This window comes from Nostoc sp. MG11, assembly GCF_014904695.1.
Taxonomy (GTDB): domain Bacteria; phylum Cyanobacteriota; class Cyanobacteriia; order Cyanobacteriales; family Nostocaceae; genus Komarekiella.
In genome coordinates this window covers 31,869-46,934 of sequence record NZ_JACXXN010000034.1, presented here as the reverse complement: position 1 = coordinate 46,934, position 15,066 = coordinate 31,869, and the positions used below count along the sequence as shown (strand labels likewise).

Annotated in this window: 12 protein-coding genes and 3 pseudogenes; 8 read left to right on the top strand and 7 right to left on the bottom strand. The window is 42.9% G+C overall.

Going from position 1 to position 15,066, the window contains the following annotated elements:
* Nucleotides 1-180 precede the first annotated feature (180 nt).
* The 5 genes and pseudogenes from HCR01_RS28815 to recQ all read left to right on the top strand — a co-directional run bounded on the left by HCR01_RS28815 (nt 181) and on the right by recQ (nt 7,228).
* Nucleotides 181-1,740, top strand: coding sequence for a tetratricopeptide repeat-containing serine protease family protein (locus HCR01_RS28815; RefSeq protein WP_193199446.1), 1,560 nt, complete (start codon nt 181-183; stop codon nt 1,738-1,740).
* Between the two features lie 44 nt (nt 1,741-1,784).
* Nucleotides 1,785-3,212, top strand: a complete 1,428-nt coding sequence (locus HCR01_RS28810) for a sodium/proline symporter (RefSeq protein ID WP_193199445.1) — start codon at nt 1,785-1,787, stop codon at nt 3,210-3,212.
* 637 nt (nt 3,213-3,849) lie between these two features.
* Nucleotides 3,850-4,167: pseudogene (locus tag HCR01_RS28805) on the top strand (AraC family transcriptional regulator).
* A 31-nt stretch (nt 4,168-4,198) separates the two neighbouring features.
* The gene (locus HCR01_RS28800) at nt 4,199-4,927 is read left to right on the top strand and encodes a CRISPR-associated protein (protein ID WP_193199444.1); all 729 of its coding nucleotides are present in this window, start codon (nt 4,199-4,201) and stop codon (nt 4,925-4,927) included.
* A 147-nt stretch (nt 4,928-5,074) separates the two neighbouring features.
* Nucleotides 5,075-7,228 carry a DNA helicase RecQ gene (gene recQ, locus HCR01_RS28795; protein ID WP_193199443.1) on the top strand — a complete coding sequence of 718 codons (2,154 nt, stop codon included), beginning with the start codon at nt 5,075-5,077 and terminating at the stop codon, nt 7,226-7,228.
* Nucleotides 7,229-7,239: 11 nt separating this feature from the next.
* Here recQ and HCR01_RS28790 read toward each other — a convergent pair whose 3' ends face one another.
* Both HCR01_RS28790 and HCR01_RS28785 read right to left on the bottom strand, forming a co-directional pair.
* A complete protein-coding gene (locus tag HCR01_RS28790) occupies nt 7,240-8,100 on the bottom strand; it encodes a hypothetical protein (RefSeq protein ID WP_193199442.1) in 861 nt (286 codons plus the stop codon).
* 96 nt (nt 8,101-8,196) lie between these two features.
* Nucleotides 8,197-9,540, bottom strand: a pseudogene (locus HCR01_RS28785) (cytochrome P450).
* A 261-nt stretch (nt 9,541-9,801) separates the two neighbouring features.
* On the opposite strand from HCR01_RS28785, the gene HCR01_RS28780 reads away from it, so the two are divergent.
* On the top strand, nt 9,802-10,197 hold the full coding sequence (locus tag HCR01_RS28780) for a hypothetical protein (RefSeq protein ID WP_193199441.1): 396 nt from the start codon (nt 9,802-9,804) through the stop codon (nt 10,195-10,197).
* Between the two features lies 1 nt (nt 10,198).
* Here HCR01_RS28780 and HCR01_RS28775 read toward each other — a convergent pair whose 3' ends face one another.
* From HCR01_RS28775 to HCR01_RS28760, 5 genes and pseudogenes are all read right to left on the bottom strand, one after another.
* A complete protein-coding gene (locus HCR01_RS28775; protein WP_193199440.1) occupies nt 10,199-10,588 on the bottom strand; it encodes a nuclear transport factor 2 family protein in 390 nt (129 codons plus the stop codon).
* A 214-nt stretch (nt 10,589-10,802) separates the two neighbouring features.
* Nucleotides 10,803-11,129, bottom strand: a complete 327-nt coding sequence (locus tag HCR01_RS28770; protein WP_226889701.1) for a hypothetical protein — start codon at nt 11,127-11,129, stop codon at nt 10,803-10,805.
* A 42-nt stretch (nt 11,130-11,171) separates the two neighbouring features.
* Nucleotides 11,172-11,291: pseudogene (locus HCR01_RS39150) on the bottom strand (YwiC-like family protein); the annotation flags it as partial.
* A gap of 411 nt (nt 11,292-11,702) precedes the next feature.
* Nucleotides 11,703-12,644 (bottom strand): dioxygenase, encoded by a 942-nt coding sequence (locus HCR01_RS28765; RefSeq protein ID WP_193199439.1) that lies wholly within the window; start codon nt 12,642-12,644, stop codon nt 11,703-11,705.
* A 22-nt stretch (nt 12,645-12,666) separates the two neighbouring features.
* Nucleotides 12,667-13,074, bottom strand: coding sequence for a hypothetical protein (locus HCR01_RS28760; protein WP_193199438.1), 408 nt, complete (start codon nt 13,072-13,074; stop codon nt 12,667-12,669).
* Nucleotides 13,075-13,285: 211 nt separating this feature from the next.
* On the opposite strand from HCR01_RS28760, the gene HCR01_RS28755 reads away from it, so the two are divergent.
* Together HCR01_RS28755 and HCR01_RS28750 are read left to right on the top strand one after the other, a co-directional pair.
* The gene (locus tag HCR01_RS28755; protein WP_193199437.1) at nt 13,286-13,741 is read left to right on the top strand and encodes a pentapeptide repeat-containing protein; all 456 of its coding nucleotides are present in this window, start codon (nt 13,286-13,288) and stop codon (nt 13,739-13,741) included.
* Entirely contained in the window at nt 13,729-14,913 is a 1,185-nt protein-coding gene (locus tag HCR01_RS28750) for a WD40 repeat domain-containing protein (protein WP_193199436.1), read from the top strand. The genes HCR01_RS28755 and HCR01_RS28750 overlap by 13 nt, the downstream gene beginning before the upstream one ends.
* Nucleotides 14,914-15,066 lie beyond the last annotated feature (153 nt).

The window sequence follows — 15,066 nt, the reverse complement described above, 5'->3', positions numbered from 1 at the left end:
TTACTACTAGCTTTGATTTAATTAAGCCCTTCTACTTATACATTATTCTTCCTTGTCTTTTTTACTGTTCCACCTGCTTTCTTGAGGGTGACGGCTGATGCTAAGCAAACCATAAAAAGTGTGGACTGAGATGGAGCTATTTACTTGTAAAGTCGATTAATACCTATTAAAAATAAAATCATGAAATTTAATTATGCACTTGTACCAGCAATCATTGGAGTATCAATTACCCTGGTGCAACCGCAAATTGTCGTAGCACTTTCCTCATCTGAGGTGGCGAAAGTTGCCAAAGCAATCACGGTGCTGATTGAGAATCAAAACGGTTCTGGGACTGGGATAATTATTCAGCAACAGGGCGAGACTTATACTGTTCTGACAGCTAAGCATGTGATCGAAACTCAAGCCAAATATGAAATCGTCACCCCAGATGGTCAGCGTTATCCACTCGATTACAATACTGTGAAAAAGCTGCCAGAAGTAGACTTAGCCGTTATAGAGTTTACCAGCAACCAAAGTTACACTGTTGCCAAGATAGGCAACTCAGATGACTCGGCAGAAGGGACAACAGCCTATGTAGCTGGTTTTCCTCAAGTAACGGCAGCAATTTCCAGCACAATTTACAATTTTACCGATGGGCGAATTACTGCTAACGCCTCAAAACCTCTGCGTGATGGCTATGCTTTGGTCTACAACAATAATACGTTACCGGGGATGAGTGGCGGCCCGGTGTTGAATGACAGAGGTCAACTGGTGGGAATTCATGGTAGAGCAGATGAAGCGGATATCGAAACCTCTAAAATCAATTCCACAGTTGCTTATGTCAAATCAGGTTTTAATTTGGGGATTCCGATCAATACCTTTTTGAGACTTTCATCTCAAGCTGGGGTAGATGTGGGCGTTAGTCCTCCTACTGCACCCGTAGCAACAGCACCGAAACCAGACGACTTCTATATTCAAGGTGGGGACAAGTATGATCAGGGAGATTTTAAAGGTGCGATCGCTAACTACACTACAGCAATTCGCCTTAATCCCAACTATCTCAATGCTTACAATAATCGAGGTCTTGCCCGCTATAACTTAGGAGACTACCAGGGGGCAATTGACGACTATAACCAAGCTTTGAAGATTAATCCCAAAGATGCTGACCCTTACAATAACCGGGGTCTGGCTCGCTCTACCTTGGGAGACAAGAAAGGAGCTGTTGATGATTATACCTTAGCTCTGAAGATTAATCCTAAGTTTGTTTTTGCTTACAATAATCGGGGAATTGCCCATAATAGCCTGGATGACAGCAACAGAGCGATCGCTGATTTCAACCAAGCTTTGAAGATTAATCCCAACTACGCCGAAGCCTACGCTGGCCGGGGTATTTCCTATTATCAGTTAGGAGATAAGAACAGAGCGATCGCTAATTTCACCGAAGCTTTGCGAATTAATTCCAACTTGGCCCCACCCTATGCCGGACGCGGAATTGCCCGCTTTGATTTGGGAGACAAGAAAGGAGCAATTACTGATTTTAATCAAGCTTTGCGGATTAATCCCAACTTTGCCCCAGCTTATACTGGTCGAGGAATTGCCCGTTTTCAGCTGGGAGATAAACAAGGAGCAATTACTGATTTACAAAAAGCTGCTAACCTCTTTCTAGAACAAGGCAAAACAGATGATTACCAACAACTATTGGAGTTAATTAAAAAGCTTAAGAAGTCTGGCATCTCTTTAGTTGGTAGAATTAGGCGGTAATTTAGAATACCAGGAACTTTATCACAAGATTCCCCTAATTCTCTATGACTAATCAACTATTAATAGCAGCTACTTTCATCGGTTTTCTTGCCTTAATTATCTTCGTAGGAATTTACTCTGCAAGCCATAAGCAAAACACAACTGCTGATTACTTACTAGCGAGTCGAGGGGTACATCCCTGGTTAACAGCACTATCAGCAATGTCAACAGGTCAGAGTGGCTTATTATTTTTGGGTCAAGTTGGTTTTGCCTACAAGATCGGAATCTCTGCTATTTGGTTAGTTATTGGCTGGGCGATTGGAGACTATATTGCTTGGTGGTTTTTTTTCAAGCGGTTAAGACAAATTTCTGAGGAAAACTCGTCTAATACTGTCTCTGCCTTTTTAGCTCAAAATACTTCAGGCGATCGCTGGATTTCTATTGTCTCAGCTATGATTATTATTGCTTTTCTTGGTTCCTATGCTGCATCACAACTTGTCGCCGGCAGCAAAGCGCTTAATGTAGTGTTCGGTTGGGATTACTACTGGGGAATTGTACTTGGGGCGATCATGGTTGTCATTTACTGTTTTTCTGGAGGTGTCCGTGCCGAAATCTGGACAGATGCAGTACAAGGGATCATCATGATTGGTTCATTGCTGCTACTATTAACTGTTGCAGTTGTCAACTCTGGGGGATTAGGAGAAATTTGGACAAAACTGGCAGCCATTGATGCACAACTCGTTAATTTGAGTCCCACAAATCTCCCTCTGGGATTCTTGCCCTTTTTATTTGGTTGGATAGTCGCTGGGTTTGGTGTAGTCGGTCAACCTCACATCTTGACACGAGCAATGGCGATTGACTCGGCTGAAAATGTAAATCATGCTCTCAATATCAAAACCATTTGTGGTCTGGTTAATTCTTTTTCTGCTATTGGTATTGGCTTGACAGCGCGAGTAGTTTTACCAGAATTGATGACTGGGGGCGATCCAGAGTTGGCTTTACCCTACTTAGCACAAGAGTTTTTACCTGCTGTCTTTGTGGGATTGATGCTAGCAGGAGTATTTGCTGCTACAATGTCCACCGCAGATTCTCAAATTCTCTGTTGTTCAGCAGCAATAACGCAAGATATTTTTCCTCAGTTTGCTAACTCTTACAAACTAGCAAAGCTAGGAACTCTGACTGTGGCAATGATAGTTTTAAGTATTGCCTTAGCAGGTGATAATAATGTATTCCTATTAGTTACATTTTCTTGGTCAGCTTTGGCTTCGGGTTTGGGGCCATTATTAATATTACGTGTCTGGCAATTGCCTGTAAAGACATCTGTAGCCCTGTTAATGATGAGCGTTGGCATTGCAGCAGCTATTTCTTGGAGTCTAGTATTCAAGTTGTCTAATATTGTTTACGAAGTGCTTCCGGGAATGGCTGCGGGTATCCTTGTCTATTTAATCGCTCAATTTTTTACCAACAAGAAGTTAGGAGTTAAGAGCAAGTAGCCAGAATGGAGAGTGTACAATTAGCTCCTAACTCTTTGTCAATACTTTCCCTTCTAAGCACTTCTTTAGGACTTATGCACTGAAGCCTGAAACCTAGATCCCCCCTAGCCCACGCCAGTCGCTCCACTTGGGGAGACCCCATCGCATGATTGCGTCTCCCCAACTCTTGGAGACGCTACGCGAAGGGAGAAGACCGCGCTGGCTCCCCTTAAAAAGGGGGGAACTTCTAAAGCCCCCTTTTTAAGGGGGTTGGGGGATCTGAGTGCGTAAGTCCTGTTCTGATCTCTCGTGTGGTCTGGGAAAAGGTGAGCCAGTGCGGTGAGTCCAGTCCTGTACCCCGTAGGGATACCGCTCAGCGATCGGTCATTTGCTCCAGCTTTTCGGGGTATCTAGCTCCTTGCACCGTGATCTTTGAGGTCGCATCATCAATGTTACGCAGATCGTCGGGCGTGAGTTTGACTGAGACTGCCCCGATGTTTTCGTCCAAGCGATGCAACTTCGTGGTACCCGGAATTGGCATAGGTTGTGATCCCAGCACAAAGGAGCGGCGCAGCCCCAGCGAGATCGAGGTTGGAGGGGACGCGCAGAACGAAGCGTTCATCGACGACGATGCTATCGGAAAAGAAGTCCTTCTGGGCTGCGATGCGATCGCTATCAGTACGACCCGATGCATTATCTGCTTGCTACGGTTGAACTGCCGATTGTCAGCCAAATTCTGGAAGCATCCAAGGCGCAACCGTACCTTAGCCTTCGCCTCGATCTTGACCCCACCCTCGTTGGCTCAGTGATGGTCGAGGCAGGGCATCCCTGATCGCGCAGCCGTGTTGATGTGAAAGCGATTGACGTAAGTCCGTTGGATGCAAATCTGTTGGACGCTGTGGTGCGGCTCGTCAGGCTTCTAGATTCCCCAAAAACTAGCGCTATTTGGAAAAGCCTGCGTCATTCGCTACAGTAATTTGTGTTACCCAAAATGAGGAATAACTGCGTTGCGTCCTAATTTCTCTGATGTAGCCAAAATCTTCTTTAGTCCTGAAACTATTTTTCCCTTCTTAATTGGCACGATATTCTTATCAGTATTGAGCAATGCAGTTACGCAAATATTGTTTAGCTGGTTGGGCACTTCGGTAAAAGCATCGATAGGAATAGCCCTAGGGGCTGTGTGTATCTTTTCGCTGTCAGTGTGGTTGTTTGCGATTGGGTTATCACGGTTGCGCCAAAAAACAGAAGTCAAGTTAGATAAGGTATCACCTGCTAAACGACGGGGATTAATTTTGCTTGTCAGCCGTCCTGAACCTTGTCGCAAGGCAATTAATTATCATACGCCAGTATTAGAGTGTGTTTGGCTAATTTGCTCTCAAGAGACGTTAGCTGTTGCTCAAAATTTACAACAGGAGTTTGCCCAGTTGAAAATACCAGCACCGATTGTTGTGAATGATATCTACGATCCTCTAGACTTTTATCAGTGTGTCAAAAAGATTTACAAAAATTTGTCGGATGGTTGGAATATTTCTGATGTAATAGCAGACTATACAGGCATGACTGCACACGGTTCTGTGGGTATGGTGTTAGCCAGTTTAGGAGGGCAATATTCACTACAATATACGCCAGCAGAAATAGATAAAACTACGCAAAAACCAACGGGGCGATCGCTCTCTCCAATTGAAATCGCTTTGTATACTGTACAAGATGCTAACACCACTACACGGAACTCGTAATTAAGAAAGTTAAATTTAATCTAGGTTTCTAGGCTTGTATCTATAGCCTGATTTTGGAGAATTGGTATAACTAGTAAAAACTAAGTACTTTTATAATCCTGTTATCCTCATAACTACCCACGCAGAGAGCAACCCAAAGCGATCGCTATGCTTCAGTATCCGAATCTCGAACAAGCGCTAAAATATCACTTCGGTTACGACCAATTCCGCCCCGGACAGCGGCAAATTATCGAAGATGCGCTACAAAACCGGGATCTACTGATTGTAATGCCAACCGGTGGGGGAAAATCTCTGTGTTTTCAGTTACCCGCATTGCTGAAAAAAGGTTTAACGGTGGTGGTATCGCCGCTGATTGCTTTAATGCAAGACCAAGTGGAAGCACTGCGAAATAATAACATTTCTGCCACATTTCTCAACAGCAGTCTGAACCCTTATAAAGTGCGATCGCGTGAAGAAGCCATCTTAAACGGTAAAGTTAAGTTACTATACGTCGCCCCAGAACGTCTACTGAGTGAAAGATTTTTGCCATTTCTAGATTTAGTCAAGGAAAAAATTGGGATTGCGGCTTTTGCTATTGATGAAGCGCACTGCGTCTCTGAGTGGGGACACGACTTTCGCCCAGAATACCGCCAGATGAAATCTCTGCGGAAACGCTACCCCAATATCCCGACTCTCGCCCTCACAGCCACAGCAACAGATCGCGTCCGTACTGATATCATTCAACAATTAGGGCTAAAGCAACCCAGTATCCACATTGCCAGCTTTAACCGCCAAAATCTTTACTACGAGGTTCGTTCTAAAACTAAGTCTGCTTACGCTGAATTATTGGAACTTATCCGGGAAAACGAAGGTTCAGCAATTATTTATTGCTTGACGCGCAAAAAAGTTGATGAACTCACCTTTAAACTGCAAAATGATCAGATTTCTGCTTTGTCTTATCATGCTGGCTTAGGTGATGAAGAACGCAGCAACAATCAAACTCGATTTATTCGGGATGATGTGCGCGTTATGGTGGCAACAATTGCCTTTGGAATGGGAATTAATAAACCAGATGTGCGGTTAGTAATTCACTTTGATTTACCACGTAATCTGGAAAGTTATTATCAAGAATCAGGTAGGGCGGGAAGAGATAGCGAACCTTCACGTTGTACACTTTTTTTCAGTTTTAGTGATATTAAAACTATTGAATGGAGTATTAACCAAAAAACTGATCCTCAAGAACAGTTGATTTCCAAACAACAACTGCGTCAAGTAATTGACTATGCTGAAGGTACTGTTTGCCGACGCACAATTCAGTTAGGTTATTTTGGAGAACGTTTTCCAGGAAATTGCGGTAACTGTGATAATTGTCGTTATCCTAAACCATTGCAAGACTGGACAATTGAAGCCATGAAGTTTTTATCTTGTGTGGCGCGTTGTAAAGAAAGATTTGGAATGCTGCATATTATTGATGTGTTGCGGGGAGGGAAAAACCAGAAAATTACCCAAAATGAACATGATAAACTTTCTACTTATGGTATTGGTAAAGATAAAACTGTAGATGAGTGGCGAATGTTGGGGCGATCGCTTTTACATCAAGGCTTACTAGAACAAACTAGCGATGGTTACTCAGTTTTGAAACTGAACGCCCTCAGTTGGGAAGTTATGCGGCGACAGCGTACAGTTTCTCTAGCTGTTCCAGTGGCTCAAAAGATTACTTGGGAAGAGGGAAGTGAAAAAGCCGCAGAGGCAGAAGTATTATTGCAAAGATTGCGATCGCTCCGCAAACAACTCGCTGATGAACAATCCGTACCACCTTACGTGATCTTTCATGATTCAACCCTAAAATTAATGACGCAGGTACAACCTAAAACAATCACCGAGTTCGGTAAACTTTCTGGTGTAGGTAGTCACAAACTAGCCCAGTATGGTGATAAGTTCCTCGCAGAAATTAAAGCTTACCGCCAAGAACAAGGTTCACAGGAACAAGTTAAATCTACACCTTTTTTAGGCTTACCTTCCGACACAGAGTTATTTACCTTACAGTTGTATCAACAAGGTTTGAGTGTTGCTGAAATTGCCCAAAAACGCAACATCCGCGCCACTACAATTATTCGTCATCTGGCAGATTTAATTGAAAAAGATCAACCTATAGATTTAAATCAGTTAGTACCTCTGGAACGTCAGAAAAACATTTGGCAAGTTTTAGAAGCGGTAGGTGATATTTCTCTGACTCCAATTCGAGAGCAACTTGGCGAAAGCTACAGTTATGATGAAATTCGTTTAGTGCGGGGAAAGTGGCGACGTGAAAATCGTAAGTGAGAATTTACTTATTACGAGTAAGTTCTAACAAATTCTTTTCCCTTGTTTTCACCATGCTGATACGCTGTACGTAAACCATCTTTGGTGGCGTTAGTAAAGTCTACGCCAAGTTCTTTTAAATCTACATCTGGTCTGATAATATGAATCGGTACATCTTTCCAGGAAGTTGGAACCAAAGCAGTTTGAAATAAATCTCGATATAAATCACCTGGTTCAGTCGCCACTGCAATAACTTCACTACATCCTAATTGAGCTAGTTCCACAGCCGGACATGAGCAAACATAGGAAGCATCTATATATGGTTTTTTATCTACCCAAGCAGGAATATCCCATGCATGCAACATTCGTGTGGATGCATAAGCAACTTCGTCAAAGTTATTTGCATTTAGTTGTAGAGTCTCTTCAGAAGCAGCAGTATCAAATAAATGAGTCTTAAGATGCTTATCCACCCATGTCCGTTCGCCTCGTGCAGCACAAATCAATAATTGCCGTCCCAACCGCCTCGCTTTATTTCCTTGTGTTTCTTCAGCACCTTCTGGCGTAACAACCTTGCTAGCTGCAATAATTAAGCGCGGTGTATCAGGTAAGAATAGGTGCGCGCGTAACATTGGAGCATATTCTTTAATGCTCTGAAGAACCGTTTGGCTCATGTTACTACCTGATTGTTCTGAGAATTTTATTGCTTGATACCAGTACTCAATACCAACCTCACATGCTTTATCAATAGCTGCACAAGCAGTTATTAAAGTAGAAGATGATGCCCCAGCATAAGCATTAGCACGGTTATTTAGCGACTCAAAAGCGCTTAATACACCATGAACAAATACGCCTTTAAAACTACCTGATGCACAAGCAATACCAAGTGATTTCATAATAGTCCAAATAATCTTATTTACCTACTCAGGACTTTCAACTTAGGACTCAGAACAGGCTAAAAGCACCGCTACCGCGCTTCAGCAATACTGAAACTAATTGTCGTCAAATCTCATCTTGACTCCATGTTTAGGAGCCAACGTAATACCTCTGCGCTGTAGCTTTTCTGGTCGATTCTCAACCAACGCTAGTTGATAGCGTGACACAATAGTTGCCAAAACGAGCTTCATTTCAAAGCTCGCCAAAGCATTACCGACACAGCGACGCACACCACCGCCAAATGGCATAAATTCATAAGGAGAAAATTGACGCTTTAGAAAGCGTTCAGGTTGAAAATGCCGATGCTGTGGGTATAAATCTTCACGTTGATGCAAAAGATAAATGCAGCCAATCATTACTGTCCCAGGCTTTAAATGATGTTCCAGTAGTTCAGTCGGTTCCTGCACTATTCTGGGGAAAGTAATCATAGCTACAGGAGAAATTCGTAAGGTTTCATTGCAGACAGCAGTGAGATAAGGTAGCTGGACAATGCTCATAGGATTAGAAAAATCGCCAAGGGTATTTAGTTCTTGGAGCATTTTTTCACGTACTTCTGGTAAACGATGAATCCAATACAAACCCCAAGCCATTGCTGATGCTGTGGTTTCATTTCCAGCTAATAGCAATGTCATCATTTCATCACGCAACTGTTGGTCGGTCATCGATTCACCTTGTTCATCCTTGGCTGACATTAATAACGAAAGGATATCAATGCGGTTTAAATTGTTTTGCAGCCGACGCTCTGCAATTTCTGCGTAGAGTAATTTATCAATTTGCTGCCTGAGACGCAGAAAATTTCCCCAAGGACTCCAAACACCTAAATCTTTTTGCAGAAAGGAGAAATAGATGGAGGCAGAAGTAAAGGAAGATTGAAACGCATCTGTTATCAATATCAGCAAGTGCTTGAGTTTTTGATAACGTTCGCCTTCAGATAAACCGAAGACAGATTGTAATATGACTTCCAGGGAAATCTGCTGCGTAGCAGTTCTTGCTAGGAAAGACTGATTTTGTGGTAACTGACTAAAGATTTTTTCCGTGAGGCTACAAATGAGATTACCATAAGCCTTCATGCGATCGCCGTGAAAAGGGGGTATCAATATTTGCCGTCGCTGTTTATGGCGTTCTCCCTCCAGCATGATAACTGAAGAGTTCCCTATGATCGTTTCTAAAAATCTGTTAGGCTCACCAAGGGCAGTAAACTTCTTTCTGTCATTGGTTAAAATTTCTTGCAGTGCTTTGGGATGATGTACAAATACGGCTGTATCTCCAAAACCTATAATCTCAGCCGTGAATAGGTCAGGATATTTCTGGGCAGCACTTTCCATATATCCTATAGGGTCAGCAACCCAATGAAGTTTTTAGAAAAATGAAGGGGTTTGGAGAGTATTGGGTAGTTGCATGTGATTTTTTATCCTAATAATTCTTCTAAAAATCCGCGATATTGAGGGTAATGCAATCAGCAAAGAATGATGTTTAGCCCTGCTTTATTTATACAAATGAAGCTTAGTAAATAGATTCTTGAGAAAACATTTATCCTCAGCCTCAGACATAATCAAAGATTGATCGATGTCTGGTAACAAGCTGCATTGATAAGGTATCCAATAGCTATCCCTACAATCGCACCAAACACAGGGAACAGCCAGATAATCGCAGGAGTGAAAATGTTAATTAGTTCAGTCCCGAATACCGGGGACAAATACCATATAGCAGTTTGGGCTATAGCTGTTGTCACGGATCGAAATATGACATCTGGGCGGTTTTGCCATAATAACCATTGCAGTAGATTCATGATTGTGGCAAAGATTATAGATGTCATATACGATGCAATCAGACCATGCTGCGAGTTTTGTAAAGGGTTAAGATTAAACAAAAAACTTACCATAACTATTGCTGCCATTCCAGCAGATAAGTTAATTCCTGGAATGATCATAGTTAAAACAATCTACCAGAAAGCACGAGGGCGCGACCTAAAATGGGTCAGTCGGGTTTGGGTGATTACCAGAGCTAGATTTGATGCCATGATTAGTAATAAAAGCATAGATTTAGCCTTCGACTAATTTACCTTGTAATCAGCGTAGATTGCCAATGCACAAGTTGCCAACCCTGTTTTCGTTTCGCCCAAATATTCACAAATATATTGTCTATAAAACTGATTTCGCTTTTGATAAGAGCAGTAATCAAAATCCTACCTGTTACAACAACAGTGTCACCGTAAACACGCAGTAAAACGTTCTCACGCTCAATTTGTTGATACCGAACGTTACCTGATTTTAGGAAGGTAACATAACTTAGTTTAGTATCAGCGATCGCATTCGAGTGCAGATCCTCCCCTAGCAGTCGTTCTAAAGTAGCGGTATCATTATTGAGCATTGCTTGGTAGCGTAGTTCTTCTAGTCGCTCCACTTCTTGTATAGGCTGAGTTAGTGTCAAAATTTCAGCAGATTTCATCAAGACTCCTGTCTGTATTTTGTTTTTGTTAGCTTATTGAAATGTCTTAGATTGTTGATGGGGTATTGGGTGAAGTAGTTTTTTGGCGTTACTGAGTAGAAATATGAATTTATCCCACGCAGAGTTGCAGAGAGTAAGAGTTGAGAAGAGTTGATTTTTGAATTTCATATCCTCATTCAGCAACGCCGTTTTTTTGATTAAAAAAAGTTGGCAATTATCCTTCTAACAAAATTGCAAAGATAACAATTATTAGAAAACTTAAAGCTGTCAAAGTTTCAAGCATTGCTACAACTCGAATTTTAGCGGTGCGATACCATTGCTGATTAAGAGCAACAAACGCAAACTTGCACACTACCAAACTGAAAGCTAAAGCTGTAACTGGAGATAACCAAGCAAACCAGTAGAGAGCGAAAATAATTAGAGTAGCGATCGCGTGATAAATTACCCCTGGAATTACAGAACTAGTTTTCGGTTTTCGCAGCTTAACTGTAAAAATGGAACTAGAGAAGAAAAGAGTATTGAGTACCCACAATGCCATCACATTGATAGAGATTGTGCCAGTCGTTGCAGCATAAGCAAAAGGAGCCGCAAGACAAACAGCCGCAAAGGTAATTAACTCATTAAAAACTGATTTTTGCTCTCTTTGGAGAACGGAGAAAGCATCAACAAAGAAAGCAGCGATCGCACCAGCATAAATCCATATTAATACTGAATTTTCAGAGAACTCCTAGTAAGAAACGCCATCTGCTTTTCATTTAAAACCTCACCTGAGAAAATAGTTCAAAACACAGTGAATAATGTGAAGGCGTTTTGTCAGTACCAGTGTTTGCGTACTTTAATCTCGTTAGCACCAGGGTAACTTTACCTTGCTCGATAGCGTAGCGGTAGCGAGTCTTCTCCCTTGGCGCTAGCCTCTCCCTTTGAGAGCTACGGTGTACACACATCTCTGTACAAAACCAAAATCGTAGTAGATCCTCCTAAATCCCCCTTAAAAAGGGGGACTTTGAGAGGTTTTTGCTCCCCTTTTTAAGGGGGGTTGGGGGGATCAAAAGCCTGTGGGGCAACTCTAAAAGACTTGTGTGTACACCGTAGCCCTTTGAGAGAAGGGGAGACGCTAAGAGCGAACGAGCGTCAGGGCTTTGCCTTCTACCTTCTTCAATAAAGTCAAATGTTCTACCCTGCTTGCTTCAGAAGCAGTTGGCTTAAGGATAAAGTTGAACTCGGTTGTATAGAAGGGTTTGTCTAGATTGTGCGCGAATAGTTCTTCTGGACTGCCGTGCTTTTGCAACTTGACGATCGCAGACTTCACCGAGAAAGTTGTATCCGAATCAATGTGAGGGTCTCCATCTATAAATATCTGCGTGATCAGCGGAGAGTAGCCTGCCGCACTCAGCTTAAAGTGAATATGTGCAGCTCGCCAAGTATGCCGCCCTAAAAGCCTTAGAACTTCACCAGATGGCCCGCTAGCTGGGACATTGTATCCCTGTGGTACAACAGTTTCAAACTCATACTTGCCATCTGCCTTAGTTCTGAAACGACCTCGAAAGTTACCTTGCGGCTGAGATGGATCTTGAAGGTCATAGAATCCTTTGGAATTCGGTTGCCAGACTTCAATGAGCGCATCATGAATCGGCTGGCCGTTCAAATCTAGAACACATCCTGACAACAAAAGCCTATCACCTTTCTCGTCTACTCCGAGGCGATCGCCTATCTGGCGTTCTGGTGCATCTGGTACGTACAAGGGGCCTTCTAGATTGCTTTCTGTGGCTGTGCCTCGCTCTATGTCGTGCAACAACTCCACTAGTTCTGAGATTCCTAGTAGATCTGTCAGCATGTGGATCTCTCCGTTGGGAATCTCTTGTGTGTAATGACTCGCCCGATTGAGGAAATCACGCCCTAGCTGCAACTCTGGCTCGGTCAGATTTACCTCCCGCACAAAGGCGTGCAGATGTGTAACAAGGCTTGTGTAAATCTCATAAAGTCGCGGGTGCGACTGGCCTGCATCACCGTGATTAATTACTGCCTGAGTGATGTTGTCGAGAGTAATGTTCGTCATAAGTTAATTCCTGTGAATTGCGTTAGAACTTTGTGGTAGCTAAAATGATGTAGCCTAAGTCTTGCTGATATTGTTGAAACACTTGGCGTATTGCTAACACTCGCGATCGCATTTGTGGTTGTGTGGCAATGTTCCAAAAAATTTTGAGGGTGCTATTAACGCCTTCGTCTGCAATCAAAGATGGTAAATGCAATAGACGCATTGCCCCTGTTTGGCTATTCTGAATGTGTAGACCTGCGGTTTCTAGAGTAGCTTTCCAGTCTTCAATAGATAGAGGTGTGGCATTCACTCGGTTTACAGAAGACAAGACACGATGCAGTTCTATTTCATGGTTGCGTGCTAGCAATTCATGGGTAAGGAATTGACCACCGGGTTTGAGACACTGGTAGACTCCCCGCAAGATTTTGGCTTTGCCAGCCGGAGATTGCATCGTCAATCTCTGAGTTAGCACAAGAGATAGTCACAGTTGTATCTAAGCAAAAGTTACCAGAAGCTTTGACCTCCCTGTTAAGGCGATCTCTAATCGAAAAAAGCGCTGAACGATTCTCGCTACAACCTGTGGTGATGGAATATTTCACAGAAAGATTGGTAGAGCAAGCTTGTGAAGAAATAAAGAAGTGGGCTTAGGAAACGGAGAACTCATGGTGTCTTCCTTTACACACGTCCTCCAAAATTACGCTCTCATGCAAGCCACTGCTAAAGACTACGTGCGCGAAACGCAAAAGCGGCTGATTGTGCAACCATTAATTGAGTGTCTGCTAGCACAGTTAAGCAGTCAGCCAATTGTAGAACGGCAATTGAAACAATTGCTTGAACATCAGCGTTTATTACATCCTCAACAACCAGGGTATGTAGGCGGCAATATTCTCAATCTATTGGGATATTTGCAAGTAGATTTGCGGGGGTATGACTTCTCCAATATATGTGTATGGCAAGCAGATTTGCGGCGGCTGAATCTGGCTGGAGTCAATTTTCAGAACGCTAATCTGGTTAAGTCGGTTTTCGCTCAAACTCTAACTGGTGTAGTAGCGATTGCTTTTAGCCCAGATGGCAAACTCTTAGCGACGGGTGAGGTAGAGTTCGTTTGTGGCAAGTAGCAGATGGTAAACAACTTCTAACATTTGAGGGACATACAGGTTGGGTTTGGGCAGTCAGTTTCAGTCCAGATGGTCAAACTCTGGCAAGTGGTAGTCACGATCAAAGTATTCGGCTATGGGATGTCGCTTCTGGTAAGTGTCTGCAAGTTTTCCATGGCCATACCAGTGCAGTACGTTCAGTCAGCTTCAATCCCGATGGTCAAACTCTGGCAAGCGGTAGTCATGACTCTTCTATTCAGTTATGGGATGTAGTTTCTGGTAACTGCTTGCAAGTTTTGCAAGGTCACACGAGTGCGACCTGGGCAAACACTTTCAGTCCAGATGGTCAGACTTTGGCCAGTTGCAGCCATGATTCCTTAATATGGTTGTGGAATGTGCAGAATGGTAAGTGCTTTCAAGTTTTATCCGGTCATACGGATTGGGTACGCTCAATCAGTTTCAGTCCAGATGGTCAGATTCTAGCTAGCGGCAGTAATGACTCTTCAATACGATTGTGGGATATGCGGGATGGTCAATGCCTTCAAGTTTTATCTGGTCATACGGATTGGGTACGCTCAGTCAGTTTCAGTCCAGATGGTCAAATCTTAGCCACTGGCAGTTTTGACTCCTCTGTGCGATTGTGGAATGTGCGAGACGGCCAGTGTTTAAAAGTATTACATGGTCATAGCAGTGGGATCTGCTCAGTCAGCTTTAGTCCAGATGGTCAAATCTTAGCCAGCGGCAGTGATGATCGCACTATCAGGTTATGGAATGTCTCGGATGGTCACTGCTTAAAAGTGTTACACGGTCACACCAGTGGGGTTTACTCCGTAAGCTTAAGCCAAACCATGCCTGGAGGTCTGGATAGTTGTACTTTAGCTAGTGGCAGTCACGATCAAACTGTGCGTCTGTGGGATGCACATAGCGGTCAATGTCTCAAAGTATTACACGGTCACACAAACAAGGTCTGGTCTGTCAATTTCAGTCCGGCTGGTCTGATTCTAGCTAGCGGTAGCCAAGATGAAACGATTAAGCTTTGGGATGTCAGTATGGGGAAATGCGTCAACACGCTCAGAGCCGAGCGGCTCTACGAGGACATGAATATTACTGGTGTTATGGGTCTAACTGAAGCTCAAAAGACTATACTGAAAGCTTTAGGGGCGATTGAAATTAAATCTTTTGGCAAAGAGTAATATAATCGGCGATTTATTGAGATGGGATTGAATTTTAGCTAGTAGATTTGGTATATCCAACCATTGTTGAGTCTCGATTAAGAGAATATTAAATCAGTTAACTAGATCTCTTGCACGAATATCTGAAAATAAGAATTTTAAGGTTCACGCAGA